The sequence below is a fragment of the Methylocystis echinoides genome, assembly GCF_040687965.1.
GTDB lineage: Bacteria > Pseudomonadota > Alphaproteobacteria > Rhizobiales > Beijerinckiaceae > Methylocystis > Methylocystis echinoides_A.
On record NZ_CP156084.1, the window covers coordinates 2,150,744 to 2,166,203 of the forward strand.

Here is a 15,460-nt window from a genome sequence, read left to right on the forward strand (position 1 = left end):
CTCGGAGCCCACGATGGCTTTCCGAGAAACACCAAGGAGAAGAGTGATGTCACAATCGAAAAGCGGGGGGGCGGTCGGTCCGTTCAACTCCGTCGCCGAGGCGGCGGGTTGCGTTCAGACGACGGACTGGATGCTTCTTGTGTTGCTGTTTTTCGCCGTTCTGGGCGGCTATCACGTCCACTTCATGCTGACGGCGGGCGACTGGGACTTCTGGGTTGACTGGAAGGATCGTCGTATGTGGCCGACGGTCGTGCCGATTCTGGGCGTGACCTTCTGCGCGGCGTCGCAGGCTTTCTGGTGGGTGAACTTCCGTCTGCCGTTCGGCGCGGTGTTCGCGGCTCTCGGCCTCCTGATTGGCGAGTGGATCAACCGCTACGTCAACTTCTGGGGCTGGACCTACTTCCCGATCAGCCTTGTGTTCCCGTCCGCTCTGATCGTTCCGGCGATCTGGCTCGACGTGATCCTGCTTCTGTCGGGCTCCTATGTGATCACGGCGGTTGTCGGTTCGCTGGGCTGGGGTCTGCTGTTCTACCCGAACAACTGGCCGGCGATCGCCGCCTTCCACCAGGCGACCGAGCAGCATGGTCAGCTGATGACCCTCGCCGACCTGATCGGCCTCCACTACGTCCGCACGTCGATGCCGGAATACATCCGCATGGTCGAGCGCGGCACGCTGCGCACGTTCGGTAAGGACGTTGTGCCGGTTGCGGCGTTCTTCTCGGGCTTCGTCTCGATGATGGTGTATTTCCTGTGGTGGTTCATGGGTCGCTGGTATTCCACGACCAAGGTCATCGACTCCATCTAATGCGGGCTGGGCCGCGGTTTTGAAACGGGTCGCGGCCTGTCTCGAAGAGGAAAAGAACGCAAGTCCGCATGCGGCCGGGTCGACGATTTGGCTTCACGGCTTGCGAGGAAAAAAGTCGGCTGGCGCGCGAGGCGCCGGCCGGAAGAGGAACCTGGGAGGTTTGTTCATGAAAAAGCTAGTCAAGCTCGCCGCCATTGGCGCGGCGGCTGCTGTGGCGGCGACGCTTGGAGCGGTTGCTCCGGCTTCGGCGCACGGCGAGAAGTCGCAGCAGGCGTTCCTTCGCATGCGCACGCTGAACTGGTATGACGTTCAGTGGTCGAAGACGACGGTCAACGTCAACGAGGACATGGTTCTGTCCGGCAAGGTCCACGTCTTCTCGGCGTGGCCGCAGGCGGTCGCCAATCCGCGCGTGTCGTTCCTGAACGCCGGCGAGCCCGGCCCGGTTCTGGTTCGCACGGCGCAGTTCATCGGCGAGCAGTTTGCGCCGCGTTCGGTGTCGCTGGAGATCGGCAAGGATTACGCCTTCTCGATCAACCTGCGCGGCCGTCGCGCGGGCCGTTGGCACGTCCACGCCCAGATCAACGTTGAAGGCGGCGGTCCGATCATCGGCCCCGGCCAGTGGATTGAGATCAAGGGCGACATGAAGGACTTCACCGACCCGGTGACGCTCCTCGACGGGTCGACCATTGACCTCGAGCACTACGGCATCAGCCGCGTTTATGCGTGGCATCTGCCGTGGATGGCGGTTGGCGCCGCCTGGATCCTGTTCTGGTTCATCCGGAAGGGCATCATCGCGTCCTACGTCAAGGTCGCGGAAGGCCGTCCTGATGACGTCATCGGCGATGACGACCGTCGTATCGGCGCGATCGTTCTCGCTTTGACGATCCTGGCGACCATCGTCGGCTACGCCGTGACGAACTCGACCTTCCCGCGCACGATCCCGCTTCAGGCCGGCTTGCAGAAGCCGCTGACGCCGATCGAGACGGAAGGCACGGCTGGCGTGGGCAAGGAGCAGGTGACGACCGAGCTGAACGGCGGCGTCTACAAGGTTCCGGGCCGTGAGCTGACGATCAACGTGAAGGTGAAGAACGGCACGTCTCAGCCGGTGCGCCTCGGCGAATACACCGCCGCTGGCCTGCGCTTCCTGAACCCGTCGGTGTTCACCTCGAAGCCTGACTTCCCGGACTACCTGCTTGCCGACCGCGGCCTGTCGAACGACGACACGATCGCGCCCGGCGAGTCGAAGGAGATCACGGTGAAGATCCAGGACGCGCGTTGGGACATCGAGCGTCTGTCTGACCTGGCTTACGACACCGACAGCCAGATCGGCGGCCTGCTGTTCTTCTTCACGCCCGACGGCAAGCGCTTCGCGGCTGAAATCGGCGGCCCGGTGATTCCGAAGTTCGTCGCCGGCGACATGCCCTGAGCGAACAACGATCGCTAACCTAAAAAAGCCGGCCGGATCGAAAGATCCGGCCGGTTTCGCTTTTTGCCCGGCAGAAGAAAGTCCAGCGGCTCGGGCTCGCCGCGAAGGACGCCTCGATCCTTTCGCGATCTGCACCGAAAAACGTCGGCCCGGCCAAAGCCGCGAATCGACCTCTGCCCTGCGCAAGCAAAAACTGGCCTCAAGAAAACGCGGAGAGCCTCGAGGGGCGCACGCCGCAACTTCCCTCGGCGGAGAAAAACACCGGCGTTTCGGCCAGCGAAAAGGATGCGCTTGCCGACTGGTCTCGACTCAGCCGAAGGAGCGGATCAGGCTTCCGATAAGCAGATTCCACCCATCGATCAGAATGAAGAACAGCACCTTCGCCGGCAGGGCGATCGTTGTCGGCGGCAACATCATCATGCCCATCGACATTGTGATGATCGCGACGATGACGTCGATGGCCAGGAAGGGAACGACAATCAGGAAGCCGATCTCGAAGCCGCGCCGCAGTTCCGAGGTCATGAAGGCCGGCACGAGCACATCCAGGCGCGGCCCATCCTTGGCCGCGGCGGCGTCGGGCCTTCGCAAATCCTCGAATAGACGAAGGTCCTTCTCCCGAACATTCGCGAGCATGAACTGCCGAAACGGCTGCGATATGCGGTTGAACGCCTCAGCTTCTCCGATCTTGCCCTCGATGAGGGGCCGGACCCCCGTTTCCCAGGCCTTCTCGCCGCTCGGCGCCATCACGTAAAACGTCATGAACAGGGCGAGGCTGATCATCACGAGATTGGCCGGCGTGCTTTGCAACCCGAGACCCGCGCGCAGAAAGGAGAGGGCGATGGCGAAGCGCGTGAAACTCGTCACCATCACCAGCAGGCCCGGGGCGATGGACAGAACCGTCAGCGCGCCCATGAGCTGAATGAGGCGTCCGCTCGTCGCGCCGCCGGGATTTGGCAATAGCGCGTTCAGATCGAAGCCGTCGGCGGCGAGGCCAGCGTTCGGCGCAAGCAGAAGGGCGAAGAGAAGCGCCGCTCTCATTGGACGACCAAAGCCTCGATGATCAGCTCCCGGATGCGGCGTTCCGAACGCGTGGCGGCGCGCTCCGTCAATTCTTCCTGCAGCCGCCGTAAGCCGTCGGGACCTTCAATGGCCGGGAGGTCCAAGGTGCCGATGAAGGCTGTCATGTCCGACATCAGCATGGGGATGAGCGTATCGAGATGTTCCAGCTCGCCCGCGTCGTAGACGATGGCGGATTGGATGCGCACCAATGCGCGCTTCTCGCCGCCCAGATTGGCGACGACGGGAGGCAACTCCCTCACCTTCAGCTGCGCCGGCGCGGCTGGCTGCGCTGCTTCCTTGCCTTTCGCCGCGTCGTGGCCATGGGCCTTGCCAGCATGGTCGCCCTGGGCGCTTTCTTTGGGGGCGCCGTGTCCGTCCGCTCCAGCCTCTGCCGGCTCCTTTGCGGGCGCGCGCCCGCCCGCCTCGGGCAGTTCCGCCTTCGCGGAGTCTTTCGAGGCCAAGAGCGCATAGCCGAGAAAGCCGCCGCCGCCGCCGCCCACGACGGTGACGGCGATGAGTGGGATCAGCAATTGCCGCCATCCGGCTGGCGCGTCTGTCGACTGTCGATCGGTCTCCGCCATTGTGGCGCGCCTCCTCAGAACGGAACGAAAGTGTCGTAGAGCTGCTGACCCCAGGCGGGCTGCTGGACTTCGCTCAGCCGCCCGCGTCCACCATAGGAGACGCGCGCCTCGGCGATCTTGTCGTAGGAGATGGAATTGTCCTTGTTGATGTCGCGCGGACGCGCGATCCCGCCGATCGTGAGGATGCGCAATTCGCTGTTGACGCGAATTTCCTGAGATCCGTGCAAGACGAGATTGCCGTTCGGCATGACGGCCGTGACCACCGCGGCCAACGTGAATTTGATCTGCTCCGAGCGATTGATGGTGCCTTGGCCCTGCGTCTCGGACTTGTTGTCGATATCGTTTTGCCAGGCGCCCGTCTGCTTCGTCTGAGACGACGCGAGGCCGCCGAGCGCCGGAACGAGATCGAGCAGGAACGTCCATTTGGATTTGATCTTGGCTTCCCGTGAGCGGTCGGTCGAATTGCCGAGCACTGCGCGGTCGTCCATTGAAATGACCACCGTGACGACGTCGCCGACGCTCATCGCCTTGACGTCCTTGAAAAGGTTCACGCGGTTTTCGTCGAGCTGCATGCCGGGCCCGAGCGAGGCGCCGCGCAGCGTTCCGACAGGCAATTGGTCATCGTAGAAATTGAGGCCGGAGCCGACCGGCGACATCAGCGGCTCGCGCGCAAAGTCGCGGGGGTCGGTCGCGCAGCCTGCGGCCGCAAGAGAGAGCGCGCAGGCGAGCGTCAAGCGCGTCATGGCTGTCTCGCGGCGCTGGACTTGCGCAAATCCGAGATTTTCTTGACGAGGGCCGCGCCGCGGGCGACCGATATTTCATTCAGGATCGCGCTCGAAACCTTTCCTTTGAGCTGCAGCAGCAGCGCCGCCGCGACGTCGTCATCGAGTTCAGACAGTTGCGCGGCGGCTGCTTCCGGCTTCATGCGCGCGTAAAGGCCAACGAGCGCCTCGCTCGCATTGCGCTCGAAGGAGTCAAGGCGGTCGACAATGACGCGCAATTCATTCTGGCGGGTCTCGAGCGCCTGCAGCCGCGAGGTCACTTCGGTCTCGAGCCGCGCGAGCTCGTGGCGGCGCCGCTCCAGACGCAGGGTCTCGACGGAAGCGGCGATGTCGGCGCAATAATGCTGTTCGTCGCGGACGCCCGCGCCCGGACCGGCTTCTGCGTCCGTCACGCGAACAAGCCAGAAGAGCAGGGGGATCATGGCGCTGGCGATCGCCTGGCGCCGCAGCGCGCCCACGCGCTTGATTCGCTTTAGTCCGAGTCGACTTGTCATGGTTTGAAAAGCATTGACGACCCAAGCTTACGCGTGACTGGCGGGTGCGCGCGTCAGGAGAGAACGGCGGCGAGTTCCTGAATGACATTGGGCTTGGGCGGCGCGTCCGGCGCTTGCTGCAGCGCCTTGTAGATCGCCGGGGTCAGCTGCACGGCCCGGTCGAGCTCCGCGTCGCCGCCCGGCTGATAGCCGCCGAGCAGCCGCAGGTCCCGCGTATCCTCGAAGCGCGCCACGAGCGCGCGCGCCTTCGCCACGATCTCGCGCTCCGGCGGGCTCCAGACGCGGTCCGCGAGGCGCGAAATCGATTTCAATATATTGATCGCGGGATAGCGGCCCTGTTCGGCGATCTCGCGCTCCAGAACGATGTGGCCGTCGAGCGTGCCGCGGATGCAGTCGGCGATCGGATCATTGTGATTGTCGCCGTCGACCAGCACCGAAAAGATCGCAGTGATCGAGCCGCCGCCGTCGAGGCCGGGGCCGGCCCGTTCGAGGAGGCGGGGGATATCGGCGAAGACGCTCGGCGCGAAGCCATTGGCCGCGGGCGGCTCGCCGGCGGCCAGCGCGATCTCGCGCAGCGCATGGGCGTAGCGCGTGACGGAGTCCATGATCAGCAGGACGGACTGGCCCTGGTCGCGGTAACTTTCGGCAATGGCCGTCGCGGCCAGCGGCGCCAGCCGTCGCATCATCGGGCTTTCGTCGCCCGTCGCGACGACGACGACCGCATTGGCCGCACTTTGGCCGAGCGCCTCGGCGAGAAAGTCGCGCACCTCGCGTCCGCGCTCGCCGACGAGGCAGATCACCGCCGAGTCGAAAGCCGCAGAGCGCGTCATCATCGACAAAAGCGTGGATTTGCCCACGCCGGAACCGGCGAAGACGCCGACCCGCTGGCCGCGGCAGAGGGGCGTGAATGCGTCGATGGCGGCGACGCCTGTCGGCGCCGGCGCGTCGACTCGCGCGCGGGACATCGGGTTGGGCGGGGGCGCATCGAGCCCGCGCGTCGGCCCCTGGTTCAACGGGCCGAGCCCGTCGATGGGGCGGCCGAGCGCGTCGATGACGCGGCCCTTCCAGTCCAGGTGCGGCGCGATTTCGATGGGCCCCAGCCGCGTGACCCGGGCGCCGAGGCCGACCCCGGCGTTGCTTTCGAAGGATTTCACCAGCACCCCGGCGCGGTCGATGCGAATCGCCTGGCCGTGGCAGGAGCGTCCGGCGCCTTCTAGCAGCACGCAATCGTCGAGGCGCAGAAACTTCGACAATCCCTCGACGCGGAAATGCGACGGCGAGACTTCCGTGACGACGCCGCTGACGGAAAGCCGCGCGCCCCTGCGGGCGAAGGAGGCGACGGCGTCGCCGAGCCGCGTGAGCGCGTCCGCCATAAACGCTCAGGCGCCGCCGAGCGTGCGGACGGCGGCGCGCTGCGAGGCGTCGAGCATGTCGTAGGCCGCGGCGGCGTTATCGAAGCTGCGATGCGCCAAAATCAACTTCGTCAACTCGCTCACCGGGCTGATATTGGCGTTCTCGAGATGGCCCTGCGCCACGCCGTTGAGCGTGAAGTTCACGATCGGCGTCGCCGGAATCGACGGAACGACGCTCGAATTTTCGCCGCGCCGCAGAGTCGCCGCCCCGTCGATCTGGAACAGGCCGACGGCGCCGAACTGGCGGTCGCCTTGCTGGATCATGCCGTCGCGAAAGATCATTGGCGCGCCAGCGGTCGGATCGAGCACAATGGGCGCATTGCCTGCGTCGAGCACCGGATGGCCCAGGAGGGTCTGGACGTCGCCCGTCTCCAGCATTTTGAAGCGGCCGTCTCGCGTATAGGCGACCCCTTGGGGCGTCTGGATCGCAAACCAGGCGTCGCCGACAACGGCGAGGTCCAAGGGATTGTCGGTCTTCGATAATGCGCCGGGGGCGCGGGAGATGAAATCTGCGCCGGCCGTGGCGTAGGCGGTCGGCGTCGGCGACGCCTTGGACAGCACGGTGTCGAAGCTCACGCCCGTGGCGCGGTAGCCGATGGTCGCGGCGTTGGCGACATTTTCGGCGATGGTCGTCAACCGTTTGTCCAATGCGACCTGGGAGGAGAGCGTGACGTAAAAGGCCGGTTGCATGGCTTAGCCTTGCGTTTTCCAATTTTTAAGATGTTGGGCCGCGAAGCTTGTCCCAGCGGCGCCAGCCTCGCTCATGGAAAGCGCCGCTGTGGGCTCCCGACGGATCCAGCCGAGCCTAATTTTGAGCTTTGCTGAAAAAAACTGCAGACAAAACGTATTTTAGGCGGCGCTTGAACACATTTTTACTTGATCCGAGACCAATTTAACGCAAAGTTCGCGCAAGCGCCGCCCAGCCCCAATGAGCGGCGTTCCTGGTTCGTCGCCTTGGGCAGGGGCGCTGCAATGTTCAAAAATATTCGTGAGAAATTGCTTTTCGCCAGCGTCGCGGCCGCGGCCGCGGTCATGGCTTGCGGCGCCTGGGCTTATGACAGCATCGGCGTCGCTTCCTATGTGCGCAATGACGTTAATGGCGTGCTGCCAACCCGGACGGCGCTGATCAACGTCGGCGAGGGCATCGTCCGGGACGAGATCATCAAGACGACCCCCGACAGCGCGGCGAAGGTCGTTTTCACCGACAACACCAATCTGTCCATCGGGCCGAGTTCGGTGGTGAAGCTGGATAAATTCGTCTTTTCGGGAGAGTCGAGCTACCAGAAGGCGACGATCAATATCGCCAAGGGCGCGCTGCGCTTCACGACCGGCAGTTCGGACAAGCACGCCTATGAGATAAAGTCCCCGGTCGCCACCATCGGCGTGCGCGGCACCGTCTTCGAATTCTCCTATTCCGGCTCCGGCCGCAGAGAAACGGTCGGAGAGACCTGCGCCGGCGGCAAGAACTGCAAATCGAAATGCTCGGACATTGGCGCCGGACAAAGCGCGACCATTCAGGGCAAAGAGGGCAGGTCGGTGATCAACGTCCTCGATGGCGTCGTTCACGTCTGTTCGCTGACGGCGGCGCAATTCGGGCCGCCCAACCAGATGATCGATTGCGCCGGGGCCATGTGCACGGCCGAGACCTTTGCTGAGGCCCAGCAACTGGGGATCCCCGGCGAGGGTTTGGGCTCGATCCTCGCGCCCGCCGCCGCAGCCGCAGCGATCGGCGGCGGAATCGGGGGCGGATTGGCCGGGCAGAACAACAACGCGCCGCTGACCTTCCCGCCGCGGATCAACCAGCCGTACCCTGCGACGTCGACGGGACAACAGCAGCCGAACAACTAAAGACGGCGCGCGGCGCCGCAAGCGCGCCGCGCCGCAGGGCCTCCGCGAGGGCGCGGCTTAAGCGGAATCGCTCGCAAGCCGCTTCGCGTCGAAGATCCAGGGCAGCTTCACCAGCAAGGGCAGCTTCACCAGCACAAGCGTCGCCAGATACTTTGCATATTCTTCGGCCCTCTCCCGCAGGGGATCGCCGTTGAGCGCATCCTCGACCGGATAGGGGATAATTCGCTGCTGTCCCAGCGTCGCCGATAAGAGCGCCAGCGCGCGCGCCATGTGAAGGCGGGACGTAATCAGCAGCACGGGACCCTCGATTTTCCGCTGCTGCAGCCAGGTCCGCGTTTCAAGAGCGTTGGCGGCGGTGTTGTCGGCCATTTCGCCCAACTCGACGCAGCAGGCCAGGAGCCGCGGCAGGTCTTTGATATTGGGGTTGCGCTCGGCGAAGAGCGGCGCGAACCGCCCGGGAAAAATGCCGGCGCGACTGTTTGCGCCGGAAATGAACAGACGCGGCGCCGCGCCGGAGGCGGCGAGTTGGAGCCCGGCGTCGATGCGCTCGTGAGCGCCCGTGAAAACAACGGCCGCCGCCGCAGACTCGATGGACTGGGCCGGCGGCGCGCTGAAGGCGTCGAACGCCAGAAAACCGTAGGGCAGGCTGAGCAGGGCGGCGGCGAGGCAGACGCGTCCGGCGATCCGTACGAACATGTCTTCCGAGCCCTCGCGCCGGAGCCCTACCTCACCTGCGTCCGACGCTCACATAGGCGAAGCCATGCCTGCGGGCGTCCGCCGGGCGGTAAACGTTGCGCAGATCGACGAGGATGGGCTGCTTGAGCAGGCGCTTGACGCGCTCGAGATCGAGCGCGCGGAACGCGTCCCATTCCGTCACGATCGCCAGCGCGTCGGCGCCCTCGATCGCCGAATAGGCGTCCTCGTGGAAGATCACCTCCGGCATCAGCGGCCGCGCCTGCGCCATGCTCTCGGGATCATAGGCGTGCACCTCGGCGCCGTCGCCGGCGAGCGAGGCGACGATCGCCAGGGACGGCGCGTCGCGCATGTCGTCGGTGTTGGGCTTGAAGGCGAGTCCCAAGAGCGCGATGCGCTTGCCGCGCACCGAGCCGCCGAGCGCATGGATGATCTTGCGCGCCATGGCGCGCTTGCGCGAGTCATTGACGGCGACGACCGTCTCGACAATGCGCAGGCTCGATCCCTCGTCCTGTCCCGTCTTGATGAGCGCCAGCGTGTCCTTGGGGAAGCAGGAGCCGCCGTAGCCCGGCCCGGCGTGCAGAAACTTCGAGCCGATGCGCTTGTCGAGGCCGATGCCGCGGGCGACCTCTTGAACGTCGGCGCCGACCTTCTCGCAAAGGTCCGCAATCTCGTTGATGAAGGTGATCTTGGTCGCCAGAAAGGCGTTGGCGGCGTATTTGGTGAGTTCCGAAGTGCGGCGGCCGACGAAGACGAGCGGCGGCGCGTTGAGCGACAGCGGCCGATAGATCTCCTCCATGACCTCGCGGGCGCGCGGCTCCTCGACCCCGATCACCACGCGGTCGGGGCGTTTGAAGTCCTCGATGGCGGCGCCCTCGCGCAGGAATTCCGGGTTGGAGACGACCGCGAAGTCGGCTTTCGGATTCACCTCGCGAATGATGCGCTCCACCTCGTCGCCGGTGCCGACCGGCACGGTCGATTTGTTGACGACGACGGTAAACCCGTCGAGCGCCGAGGCGATCGTCTTGGCGGCGGCGTAAACGTAAGAAAGATCGGCGTGCCCGTCGCCGCGGCGCGATGGCGTGCCGACGGCGATGAACACCGCATCGGCGCCTTTCACGGCGGGCGCGAGTTCGGTCGTGAAGGCGAGGCGGCCCTGTTTGACGTTATTGGCGACGAGTTCGTCGAGGCCCGGTTCGTAAATCGGAATCTCGTTACGCTTCAACCGCTCGATTTTGCCGGCGTCGGAATCGACGCAAATCACATTGTGGCCAAAGTCCGCAAAGCACGCCCCGGAAACGAGTCCCACATAGCCGGAGCCGATCATCGTAATGTTCATTTAGGAATGGTCCTCTCGAGAGCGCACGGAAAACCGTTGGAAGCCGTGCATAGTCATTGTTTCTGCCGCGTTTTTTGTCAATGTTCCGACGAAAGCCGCAGGCGTTCGGCAAGCTTATCCGGGCCGGGCCTTTGGCGCGCAAAGTGTCGGTTGGCGCTTTTTCAGTAGAGCTTGTCTTCTCATTTGGGCGGGAGGGGGTTCATTCATCGTTTCGGCGAGGGAGTGCGCGTCGTTCACAACGCTTTTATGACCACGCATGAGCGAAAGCGTTCCTCAAGACTTGCGTAAGACCAAATCGGAGATCGTGACAGTCTCTCCCCGGCGCCGCCCATCCTGTCTTGCTGCAACGCAGAATAAAAGCGGGCGCGCGGCGGCGACGTCGACTTGCGACTTCGCGGGTGAAGCGAGCGAAGTAATGCCGTTATGCCGCGCCTCTTCGGAGACGACCTGGCTGCAGAGCGGCTCGATACCGAAAAAACCTACTTTCATCCATCGTTTCTCGGGTAAAGCATTTGACAATCGCAGAGCTATAGCCGAATGGAAATGCGCGGCAAAAAATCAAAACAAGCCGAAGCAGGCGCTGCGGGGAAACATTGACCGAGACAATCGACATAACGGCCGGACGCCAGAGCGGTCCGGACGCGAGAGCGCTGGCCCAGCGCATGGCAATACTGAAAACTCAGGCGAAGGAAAAGGGTTATTTTAAAGTGCCCGCATGGGAGCAGGCGCTCCGTTGCGTTGAAGTCGTGGCCGTCCCGGCGCTTGCCTTTTTTCTGCTCTCGAAGGGCGGCGCCTTCGCCCTCGCCGGCGCGCTTCTCCTGGGGATGCATTACCCGCGCACCGCCTATCTCGGCCACGACCTCGCCCATAATCACTGGGGACCGCGAGACGACGCGAAACCGCGCTTCATGCTCGGCGTCGTGGCGCTATTTCAGGGGTTCGGCTCCGCCTGGTGGATCGAGAAGCATGAATTGCACCATTCTTTCCCCAACGGCTGCCGCGTGGGCGAAGACGGCGTGCTGGTCCCGATCGACGGCGACATCGATTCCGTGCCGTGGATCGTCTGGGACAAAGCGCTCGTCGACTATAACAGCAAGGCGTGCAAATCGACCTGGCAACGGCTTCTCTCCTATGTGATGCCGCGCTTTCAGGTGCCGCTGTTCTTCCCGCTGCTCTCGCTCGCCCGTTTCAATTGGAGCTGGCAGAGCATCGAGACCGCTGCGCGCCGGGGACTGAACCTCGAGGCGGCGCTTTGCGTCGCCCATTGGGCGCTCGGACTGACGCTCGCGGGCTTTCTGACGCCGGGCCCGGCCTGGACGGGCTGGCTCTGGTTTCTCTGCGCGCAACTGCTCGGCGGATTTATCCTCGCCTTCGTCTTCGTCCTCAATCACACCGGGATGGAGGTCTATGACGCGACAGAGGCGAAAGGCTTTTATGACCGGCAGGCGCGCTCGACGCGCAACACGCCGACCTCCGCTTTTCTGGACTGGCTGACCGGCGGCCTCAACAGCCAGATCGAACATCACATGTACCCCACGATGGCCCGCCGCAATCTGCCCAAGATGCGCGAAGCCACCCGCAAAGCCATGATCGATTGCGGCTACGTTTACGAGGAGTTGAAGAACGGCGAGGCCATGGCCGCCGTTCTCCTCGCGCTCGGCGAGGCGGCCAGGGCCTGACGCGCGCCGGGCGCTCCGCCCTTCCTGCAAGCGCAGCGAGGCAATCCGCGGCCGGAGCGGCGCGGCTTGCTTCGCGCGCCCCCCGCGCGACGACGAGACCGTCCCTTGGACGCCGTCCCTTGTTTCAAATAAAACATGCGGGCGAGCATTTGAGAGGATCGAGCGGCTCCGGCCCTTCTTCCTGGAGAAAGGGCGCTGGCCATGGCGGAGGCGAACAATAAAAGGGAGTGGCGCTTCGATCTCGGCTATTTCCTCCTGGCCGCGATCGCCATTTTGGTCTTTCAGCAACTCTGGGAGACCTATGGGGAAACCAACGTCGTCCCCTACAGCGAATTTTACGATCTCCTGCGGGAGGGCAAGCTCGCCGACGTCCAGGTCGGCGACCGAGCCGTGCGCGCGACGCTGAAAGCGCCGCTGCCCGATGGCAAGAAACAAGTGGTTGCGGTCCGGGTCGATCCGAATTTCGCGCAGGAGCTCGAGGCCGCCAAAGTCGTCTATTCGGGACAGGTCCAGCAAGGCTGGATCTCGACGCTTCTGTCGTGGGTCGTCCCGGCCGCCATTTTCTTTTTCATCTGGAGTTATCTCGCTCGGCGGGTCGGGCAGGGCCTCGGCTCGGTGATGTCGGTCGGCCAGAGCCGCGCCAAGATCTTCGTGGAGACCGACATCAAAGTCGGTTTCAAGGACGTCGCCGGCGTCGACGAAGCCAAGGAAGAACTTCAGGAAATCGTCGCCTTCCTGAAAGATCCCGTCACTTATGGGCGTCTCGGCGCCCATGTGCCCAAAGGCATCCTGCTCGTCGGGCCGCCGGGTACCGGCAAGACTTTGCTCGCGCGCGCCGTCGCCGGAGAGGCGGGCGTCCCGTTCTTCTCGATCAACGGCTCAGAATTCGTGGAGATGTTCGTCGGTGTCGGCGCCGCGCGCGTGCGTGATCTGTTCAATCAGGCGCGCGGGGCGGCGCCTTGCATCATCTTCATCGACGAACTCGACGCGCTGGGCCGCGCCCGCGGCATTTCCGGGCTGAGCGGCGGGCACGACGAAAAGGAGCAGACGCTCAATCAGCTGTTGAGCGAACTCGACGGATTCGACCCGACGGTCGGCGTCGTCCTCCTCGCCGCCACAAACCGCCCGGAAGTGCTCGACCCGGCGCTCTTGAGGGCGGGCCGTTTCGACCGTCAGATTTCGGTTGATCGACCCGACAAGAACGGCCGTCTCGCCATCCTCGGCGTGCATCTGACGCGCATCAAGCTCGCGCCAGACGTCGATCCGGCGAAAATCGCAGCCATGACCCCGGGTTTCACGGGCGCCGACATCGCCAATCTCGTCAATGAGGCGGCGATGCTCGCGACGCGGCGCAAGGCCAGCGCCGTCACGCTCGAAGACTTCACGGCGGCGATCGAGCGTCTGCTCGCGGGGCCGGAGAAGCGCAAGCGTATTCTCAATCCCCGTGAAAAGCGCATCGTCGCCTATCACGAGATGGGCCACGCCATCGTCGCCATGGCGCTGCCGGACGTCGATCCGATCAAGAAGGTCTCGATCGTGCCGCGCGGAATCGGAGCGCTCGGCTACACCATGCAAATGCCGACCGAAGACCGCTATCTGATGACGCGCAGCGAACTCGTGAATCGCATGACCGTGCTGCTCGGCGGGCGGGCGGCGGAAATGCTCGTCTTCAAGGAGGCGACGACGGGCGCCGCCGACGATTTGCAGCGCGCAACGGAGATGGCGCGCGCCATGGTCACGCGCTACGGCATGGAACAGGAGATCGGCCAGGCGTCGTTCGTCGTCGAGCGCCCGCGTTATCTCGATCTCCAGGGCCTTGGCCCGCAGCAATCCGAAATGAGCGACGAGACCAATGCGCGGATCGACGGCGCCATCAACAGTCTCGTCGAACAAGCCTTCCGTCGCGCGATGGAGATCCTCGCGGGCTGCGCGACGGTGCATGTCGATTGGGCCGAGCGCCTGCTCGATCAGGAAACCTTCGGCGAGAGCGATCTCGCCAAGATTTACGCCGAGGTGAGAGGCGCGATGCAAAGCCGCAATGCTGCGGCTTCTTGACGAAGCCGCCGGCGCGCCGGCGTCGTCTCAATGCTCCGGATCGATGAAAAAGGATGGCGGAGCGGCGCCCCCGGCAATGCATTCCAGCACCACCCCCGCGGCCGACAAGGCTTCTCCGATCGTCACGTCCATGTCGAGATAGCGATAGGTCCCGAGACGGCCGATGAAGCTGACGCCGCGGGTTTCCCGCGCCAGGCTGATATAATCCTGCAGCAGTCGTTGCTCCTTCGCCTGCCGGATCGGGTAATAGGGAATGTCGGTCGGCCTGCAGTCGCGGCTATATTCGCGGTAGCAAATCGTGTTTTCGAAATTCTGCTTCTCCCAGGGCGCGAAATGCTTGTGTTCGGTAATGCGCGTGAAAGGGACGCCGGCGTCGCAATAATTCATCACCGCCGTTCCCTGAAAGTCTCCCGGTGAGTGAAATTTTTCGAAGTCCAAGGTGCGGTAGTTGAGCCGGCCGAGACGGAAGTCGAAAAAGCGGTCGATGGGGCCGCTGTAAAGAACGTGTTCGAAGCTTTCGGACAGGGACTCGAAGGTCGTCTCCCGGCGCAGTTCGACATTCGGCGCATCCAAAATCGCGGCGATAAACGGGGTGTAGCCGTCCTTCGGCATGCCCTGATAGCGATGCGCGAAATAGCTGTCGTCGTAATCGAAGCGCAAGGGCAGACGCTTGAGAACCGAGGCCGGCAAGTCGACGGGCTCGAGTCCCCATTGCTTGCGTGTATATCCTTCGAAGAACGCCTCGTAGAGCTCCTTGCCAATCATGGCGTGCGCCTGCTCTTGGAAATTGCGCGGCGACAAGTTGTTGACGGCCCTCTCCTGAATAAAAGCGCGCGCCTGCGAAGGGCTCATCGTCGTGTGGAAGAACTGGTTGATGGTCAAGAGATTGATCGGCAGCGAATAGACGCGCCCGCGGGCCACCGCTTGAACCCGGTGCGCATAGGGCATCATCGTGCAAAAGCGCTGCACATAGCGCCAGACCGCCTCGTCGGAAGTATGAAAGATATGCGGTCCGTAGAGATGCGCCATGATTCCGGTCGCGGCGTCGCGCTCGGTTGCGCAATTCCCGCCGATGCGCGTCCGTTCGTCCACGACGAGCACGGCATGCCCGGCTTCGCCCAGGGCGCGGGCGACCACGGCGCCGCTGAGCCCGGCTCCGACAACACAATATCGCGCCAAGAACAGCCTCCTTCGGATTGCAGCGCGCAATGCGCATGGGGCGCGACAACGCCCTCTTAACCACCTTAGACGCGCAAGGCTGGCGCGAGGCTGATCTGTCGTGGGGGT

General features: G+C 64.0%; 15 protein-coding genes. 6 read left to right on the forward strand and 9 right to left on the reverse strand.

Annotated elements, in window-relative coordinates; genetic code table 11:
• The first annotated feature begins 46 nt into the window (after positions 1-46).
• Positions 47-805 carry a bacterial ammonia monooxygenase, subunit AmoA gene (gene amoA / locus RVU70_RS10475; RefSeq protein WP_363345981.1) on the forward strand — a complete coding sequence of 253 codons (759 nt, stop codon included), beginning with the start codon at positions 47-49 and terminating at the stop codon, positions 803-805.
• A gap of 166 nt (positions 806-971) precedes the next feature.
• Positions 972-2,231, forward strand: a complete 1,260-nt coding sequence (gene amoB / locus RVU70_RS10480) for a bacterial ammonia monooxygenase, subunit AmoB (protein ID WP_363345982.1) — start codon at positions 972-974, stop codon at positions 2,229-2,231.
• A gap of 309 nt (positions 2,232-2,540) precedes the next feature.
• Here the strand turns inward: amoB and fliP are convergent, their stop codons facing one another.
• The 6 genes from fliP to flgF all read right to left on the reverse strand — a co-directional run bounded on the left by fliP (position 2,541) and on the right by flgF (position 7,249).
• Positions 2,541-3,269, reverse strand: a complete 729-nt coding sequence (gene fliP / locus RVU70_RS10485) for a flagellar type III secretion system pore protein FliP (RefSeq protein WP_363345984.1) — start codon at positions 3,267-3,269, stop codon at positions 2,541-2,543.
• Positions 3,266-3,871, reverse strand: a complete 606-nt coding sequence (locus tag RVU70_RS10490) for a flagellar basal body-associated FliL family protein (protein ID WP_363345986.1) — start codon at positions 3,869-3,871, stop codon at positions 3,266-3,268. The genes fliP and RVU70_RS10490 overlap by 4 nt, the downstream gene beginning before the upstream one ends.
• A 14-nt stretch (positions 3,872-3,885) precedes the next feature.
• On the reverse strand, positions 3,886-4,614 hold the full coding sequence (locus tag RVU70_RS10495) for a flagellar basal body L-ring protein FlgH (RefSeq protein ID WP_363345988.1): 729 nt from the start codon (positions 4,612-4,614) through the stop codon (positions 3,886-3,888).
• The gene (locus RVU70_RS10500) at positions 4,611-5,111 is read right to left on the reverse strand and encodes a hypothetical protein (RefSeq protein WP_363345990.1); all 501 of its coding nucleotides are present in this window, start codon (positions 5,109-5,111) and stop codon (positions 4,611-4,613) included. The genes RVU70_RS10495 and RVU70_RS10500 overlap by 4 nt, the downstream gene beginning before the upstream one ends.
• An 89-nt stretch (positions 5,112-5,200) precedes the next feature.
• The gene (locus RVU70_RS10505; protein ID WP_363345992.1) at positions 5,201-6,520 is read right to left on the reverse strand and encodes a FliI/YscN family ATPase; all 1,320 of its coding nucleotides are present in this window, start codon (positions 6,518-6,520) and stop codon (positions 5,201-5,203) included.
• 6 nt (positions 6,521-6,526) lie between these two features.
• Positions 6,527-7,249 carry a flagellar basal-body rod protein FlgF gene (gene flgF / locus RVU70_RS10510; protein ID WP_363345994.1) on the reverse strand — a complete coding sequence of 241 codons (723 nt, stop codon included), beginning with the start codon at positions 7,247-7,249 and terminating at the stop codon, positions 6,527-6,529.
• 282 nt (positions 7,250-7,531) lie between these two features.
• Here flgF and RVU70_RS10515 point away from each other — a divergent pair, with 282 nt between their 5' ends.
• Positions 7,532-8,407 carry a FecR domain-containing protein gene (locus RVU70_RS10515; RefSeq protein WP_363345996.1) on the forward strand — a complete coding sequence of 292 codons (876 nt, stop codon included), beginning with the start codon at positions 7,532-7,534 and terminating at the stop codon, positions 8,405-8,407.
• Between the two features lie 57 nt (positions 8,408-8,464).
• Here the strand turns inward: RVU70_RS10515 and RVU70_RS10520 are convergent, their stop codons facing one another.
• Together RVU70_RS10520 and RVU70_RS10525 are read right to left on the reverse strand one after the other, a co-directional pair.
• Positions 8,465-9,103 carry a YdcF family protein gene (locus RVU70_RS10520; RefSeq protein ID WP_363345998.1) on the reverse strand — a complete coding sequence of 213 codons (639 nt, stop codon included), beginning with the start codon at positions 9,101-9,103 and terminating at the stop codon, positions 8,465-8,467.
• A gap of 31 nt (positions 9,104-9,134) precedes the next feature.
• Positions 9,135-10,439, reverse strand: coding sequence for a UDP-glucose/GDP-mannose dehydrogenase family protein (locus RVU70_RS10525; protein ID WP_363346000.1), 1,305 nt, complete (start codon positions 10,437-10,439; stop codon positions 9,135-9,137).
• A 256-nt stretch (positions 10,440-10,695) separates the two neighbouring features.
• On the opposite strand from RVU70_RS10525, the gene RVU70_RS10530 reads away from it, so the two are divergent.
• The 3 genes from RVU70_RS10530 to ftsH all read left to right on the forward strand — a co-directional run bounded on the left by RVU70_RS10530 (position 10,696) and on the right by ftsH (position 14,173).
• The gene (locus RVU70_RS10530) at positions 10,696-11,145 is read left to right on the forward strand and encodes a hypothetical protein (RefSeq protein WP_363346002.1); all 450 of its coding nucleotides are present in this window, start codon (positions 10,696-10,698) and stop codon (positions 11,143-11,145) included.
• A complete protein-coding gene (locus RVU70_RS10535; protein ID WP_363346004.1) occupies positions 11,102-12,118 on the forward strand; it encodes a fatty acid desaturase in 1,017 nt (338 codons plus the stop codon). The genes RVU70_RS10530 and RVU70_RS10535 overlap by 44 nt, the downstream gene beginning before the upstream one ends.
• A gap of 201 nt (positions 12,119-12,319) precedes the next feature.
• Entirely contained in the window at positions 12,320-14,173 is a 1,854-nt protein-coding gene (gene ftsH / locus RVU70_RS10540; protein WP_363346006.1) for an ATP-dependent zinc metalloprotease FtsH, read from the forward strand.
• Between the two features lie 27 nt (positions 14,174-14,200).
• On the opposite strand, the gene glf is transcribed toward ftsH, so the two are convergent.
• The gene (gene glf, locus RVU70_RS10545) at positions 14,201-15,352 is read right to left on the reverse strand and encodes a UDP-galactopyranose mutase (RefSeq protein WP_363346007.1); all 1,152 of its coding nucleotides are present in this window, start codon (positions 15,350-15,352) and stop codon (positions 14,201-14,203) included.
• Positions 15,353-15,460 lie beyond the last annotated feature (108 nt).

What these genes read in the sequence shown, in the direction of transcription:
- fliP (WP_363345984.1), bottom strand. Translation starts at nt 3,269, where the DNA reads ATGAGAGCGGCGCTTCTCTTCGCCCTTCTGCTTGCGCCGAACGCTGGC.
- RVU70_RS10525 (WP_363346000.1), bottom strand. Translation starts at nt 10,439, where the DNA reads ATGAACATTACGATGATCGGCTCCGGCTATGTGGGACTCGTTTCCGGG.
- RVU70_RS10495 (WP_363345988.1), bottom strand. Translation starts at nt 4,614, where the DNA reads ATGACGCGCTTGACGCTCGCCTGCGCGCTCTCTCTTGCGGCCGCAGGC.
- ftsH (WP_363346006.1), top strand. Translation starts at nt 12,320, where the DNA reads ATGGCGGAGGCGAACAATAAAAGGGAGTGGCGCTTCGATCTCGGCTAT.
- RVU70_RS10535 (WP_363346004.1), top strand. Translation starts at nt 11,102, where the DNA reads ATGGCAATACTGAAAACTCAGGCGAAGGAAAAGGGTTATTTTAAAGTG.
- RVU70_RS10490 (WP_363345986.1), bottom strand. Translation starts at nt 3,871, where the DNA reads ATGGCGGAGACCGATCGACAGTCGACAGACGCGCCAGCCGGATGGCGG.
- amoA (WP_363345981.1), top strand. Translation starts at nt 47, where the DNA reads ATGTCACAATCGAAAAGCGGGGGGGCGGTCGGTCCGTTCAACTCCGTC.
- flgF (WP_363345994.1), bottom strand. Translation starts at nt 7,249, where the DNA reads ATGCAACCGGCCTTTTACGTCACGCTCTCCTCCCAGGTCGCATTGGAC.
- RVU70_RS10520 (WP_363345998.1), bottom strand. Translation starts at nt 9,103, where the DNA reads ATGTTCGTACGGATCGCCGGACGCGTCTGCCTCGCCGCCGCCCTGCTC.
- RVU70_RS10530 (WP_363346002.1), top strand. Translation starts at nt 10,696, where the DNA reads ATGAGCGAAAGCGTTCCTCAAGACTTGCGTAAGACCAAATCGGAGATC.
- RVU70_RS10505 (WP_363345992.1), bottom strand. Translation starts at nt 6,520, where the DNA reads ATGGCGGACGCGCTCACGCGGCTCGGCGACGCCGTCGCCTCCTTCGCC.
- RVU70_RS10515 (WP_363345996.1), top strand. Translation starts at nt 7,532, where the DNA reads ATGTTCAAAAATATTCGTGAGAAATTGCTTTTCGCCAGCGTCGCGGCC.
- amoB (WP_363345982.1), top strand. Translation starts at nt 972, where the DNA reads ATGAAAAAGCTAGTCAAGCTCGCCGCCATTGGCGCGGCGGCTGCTGTG.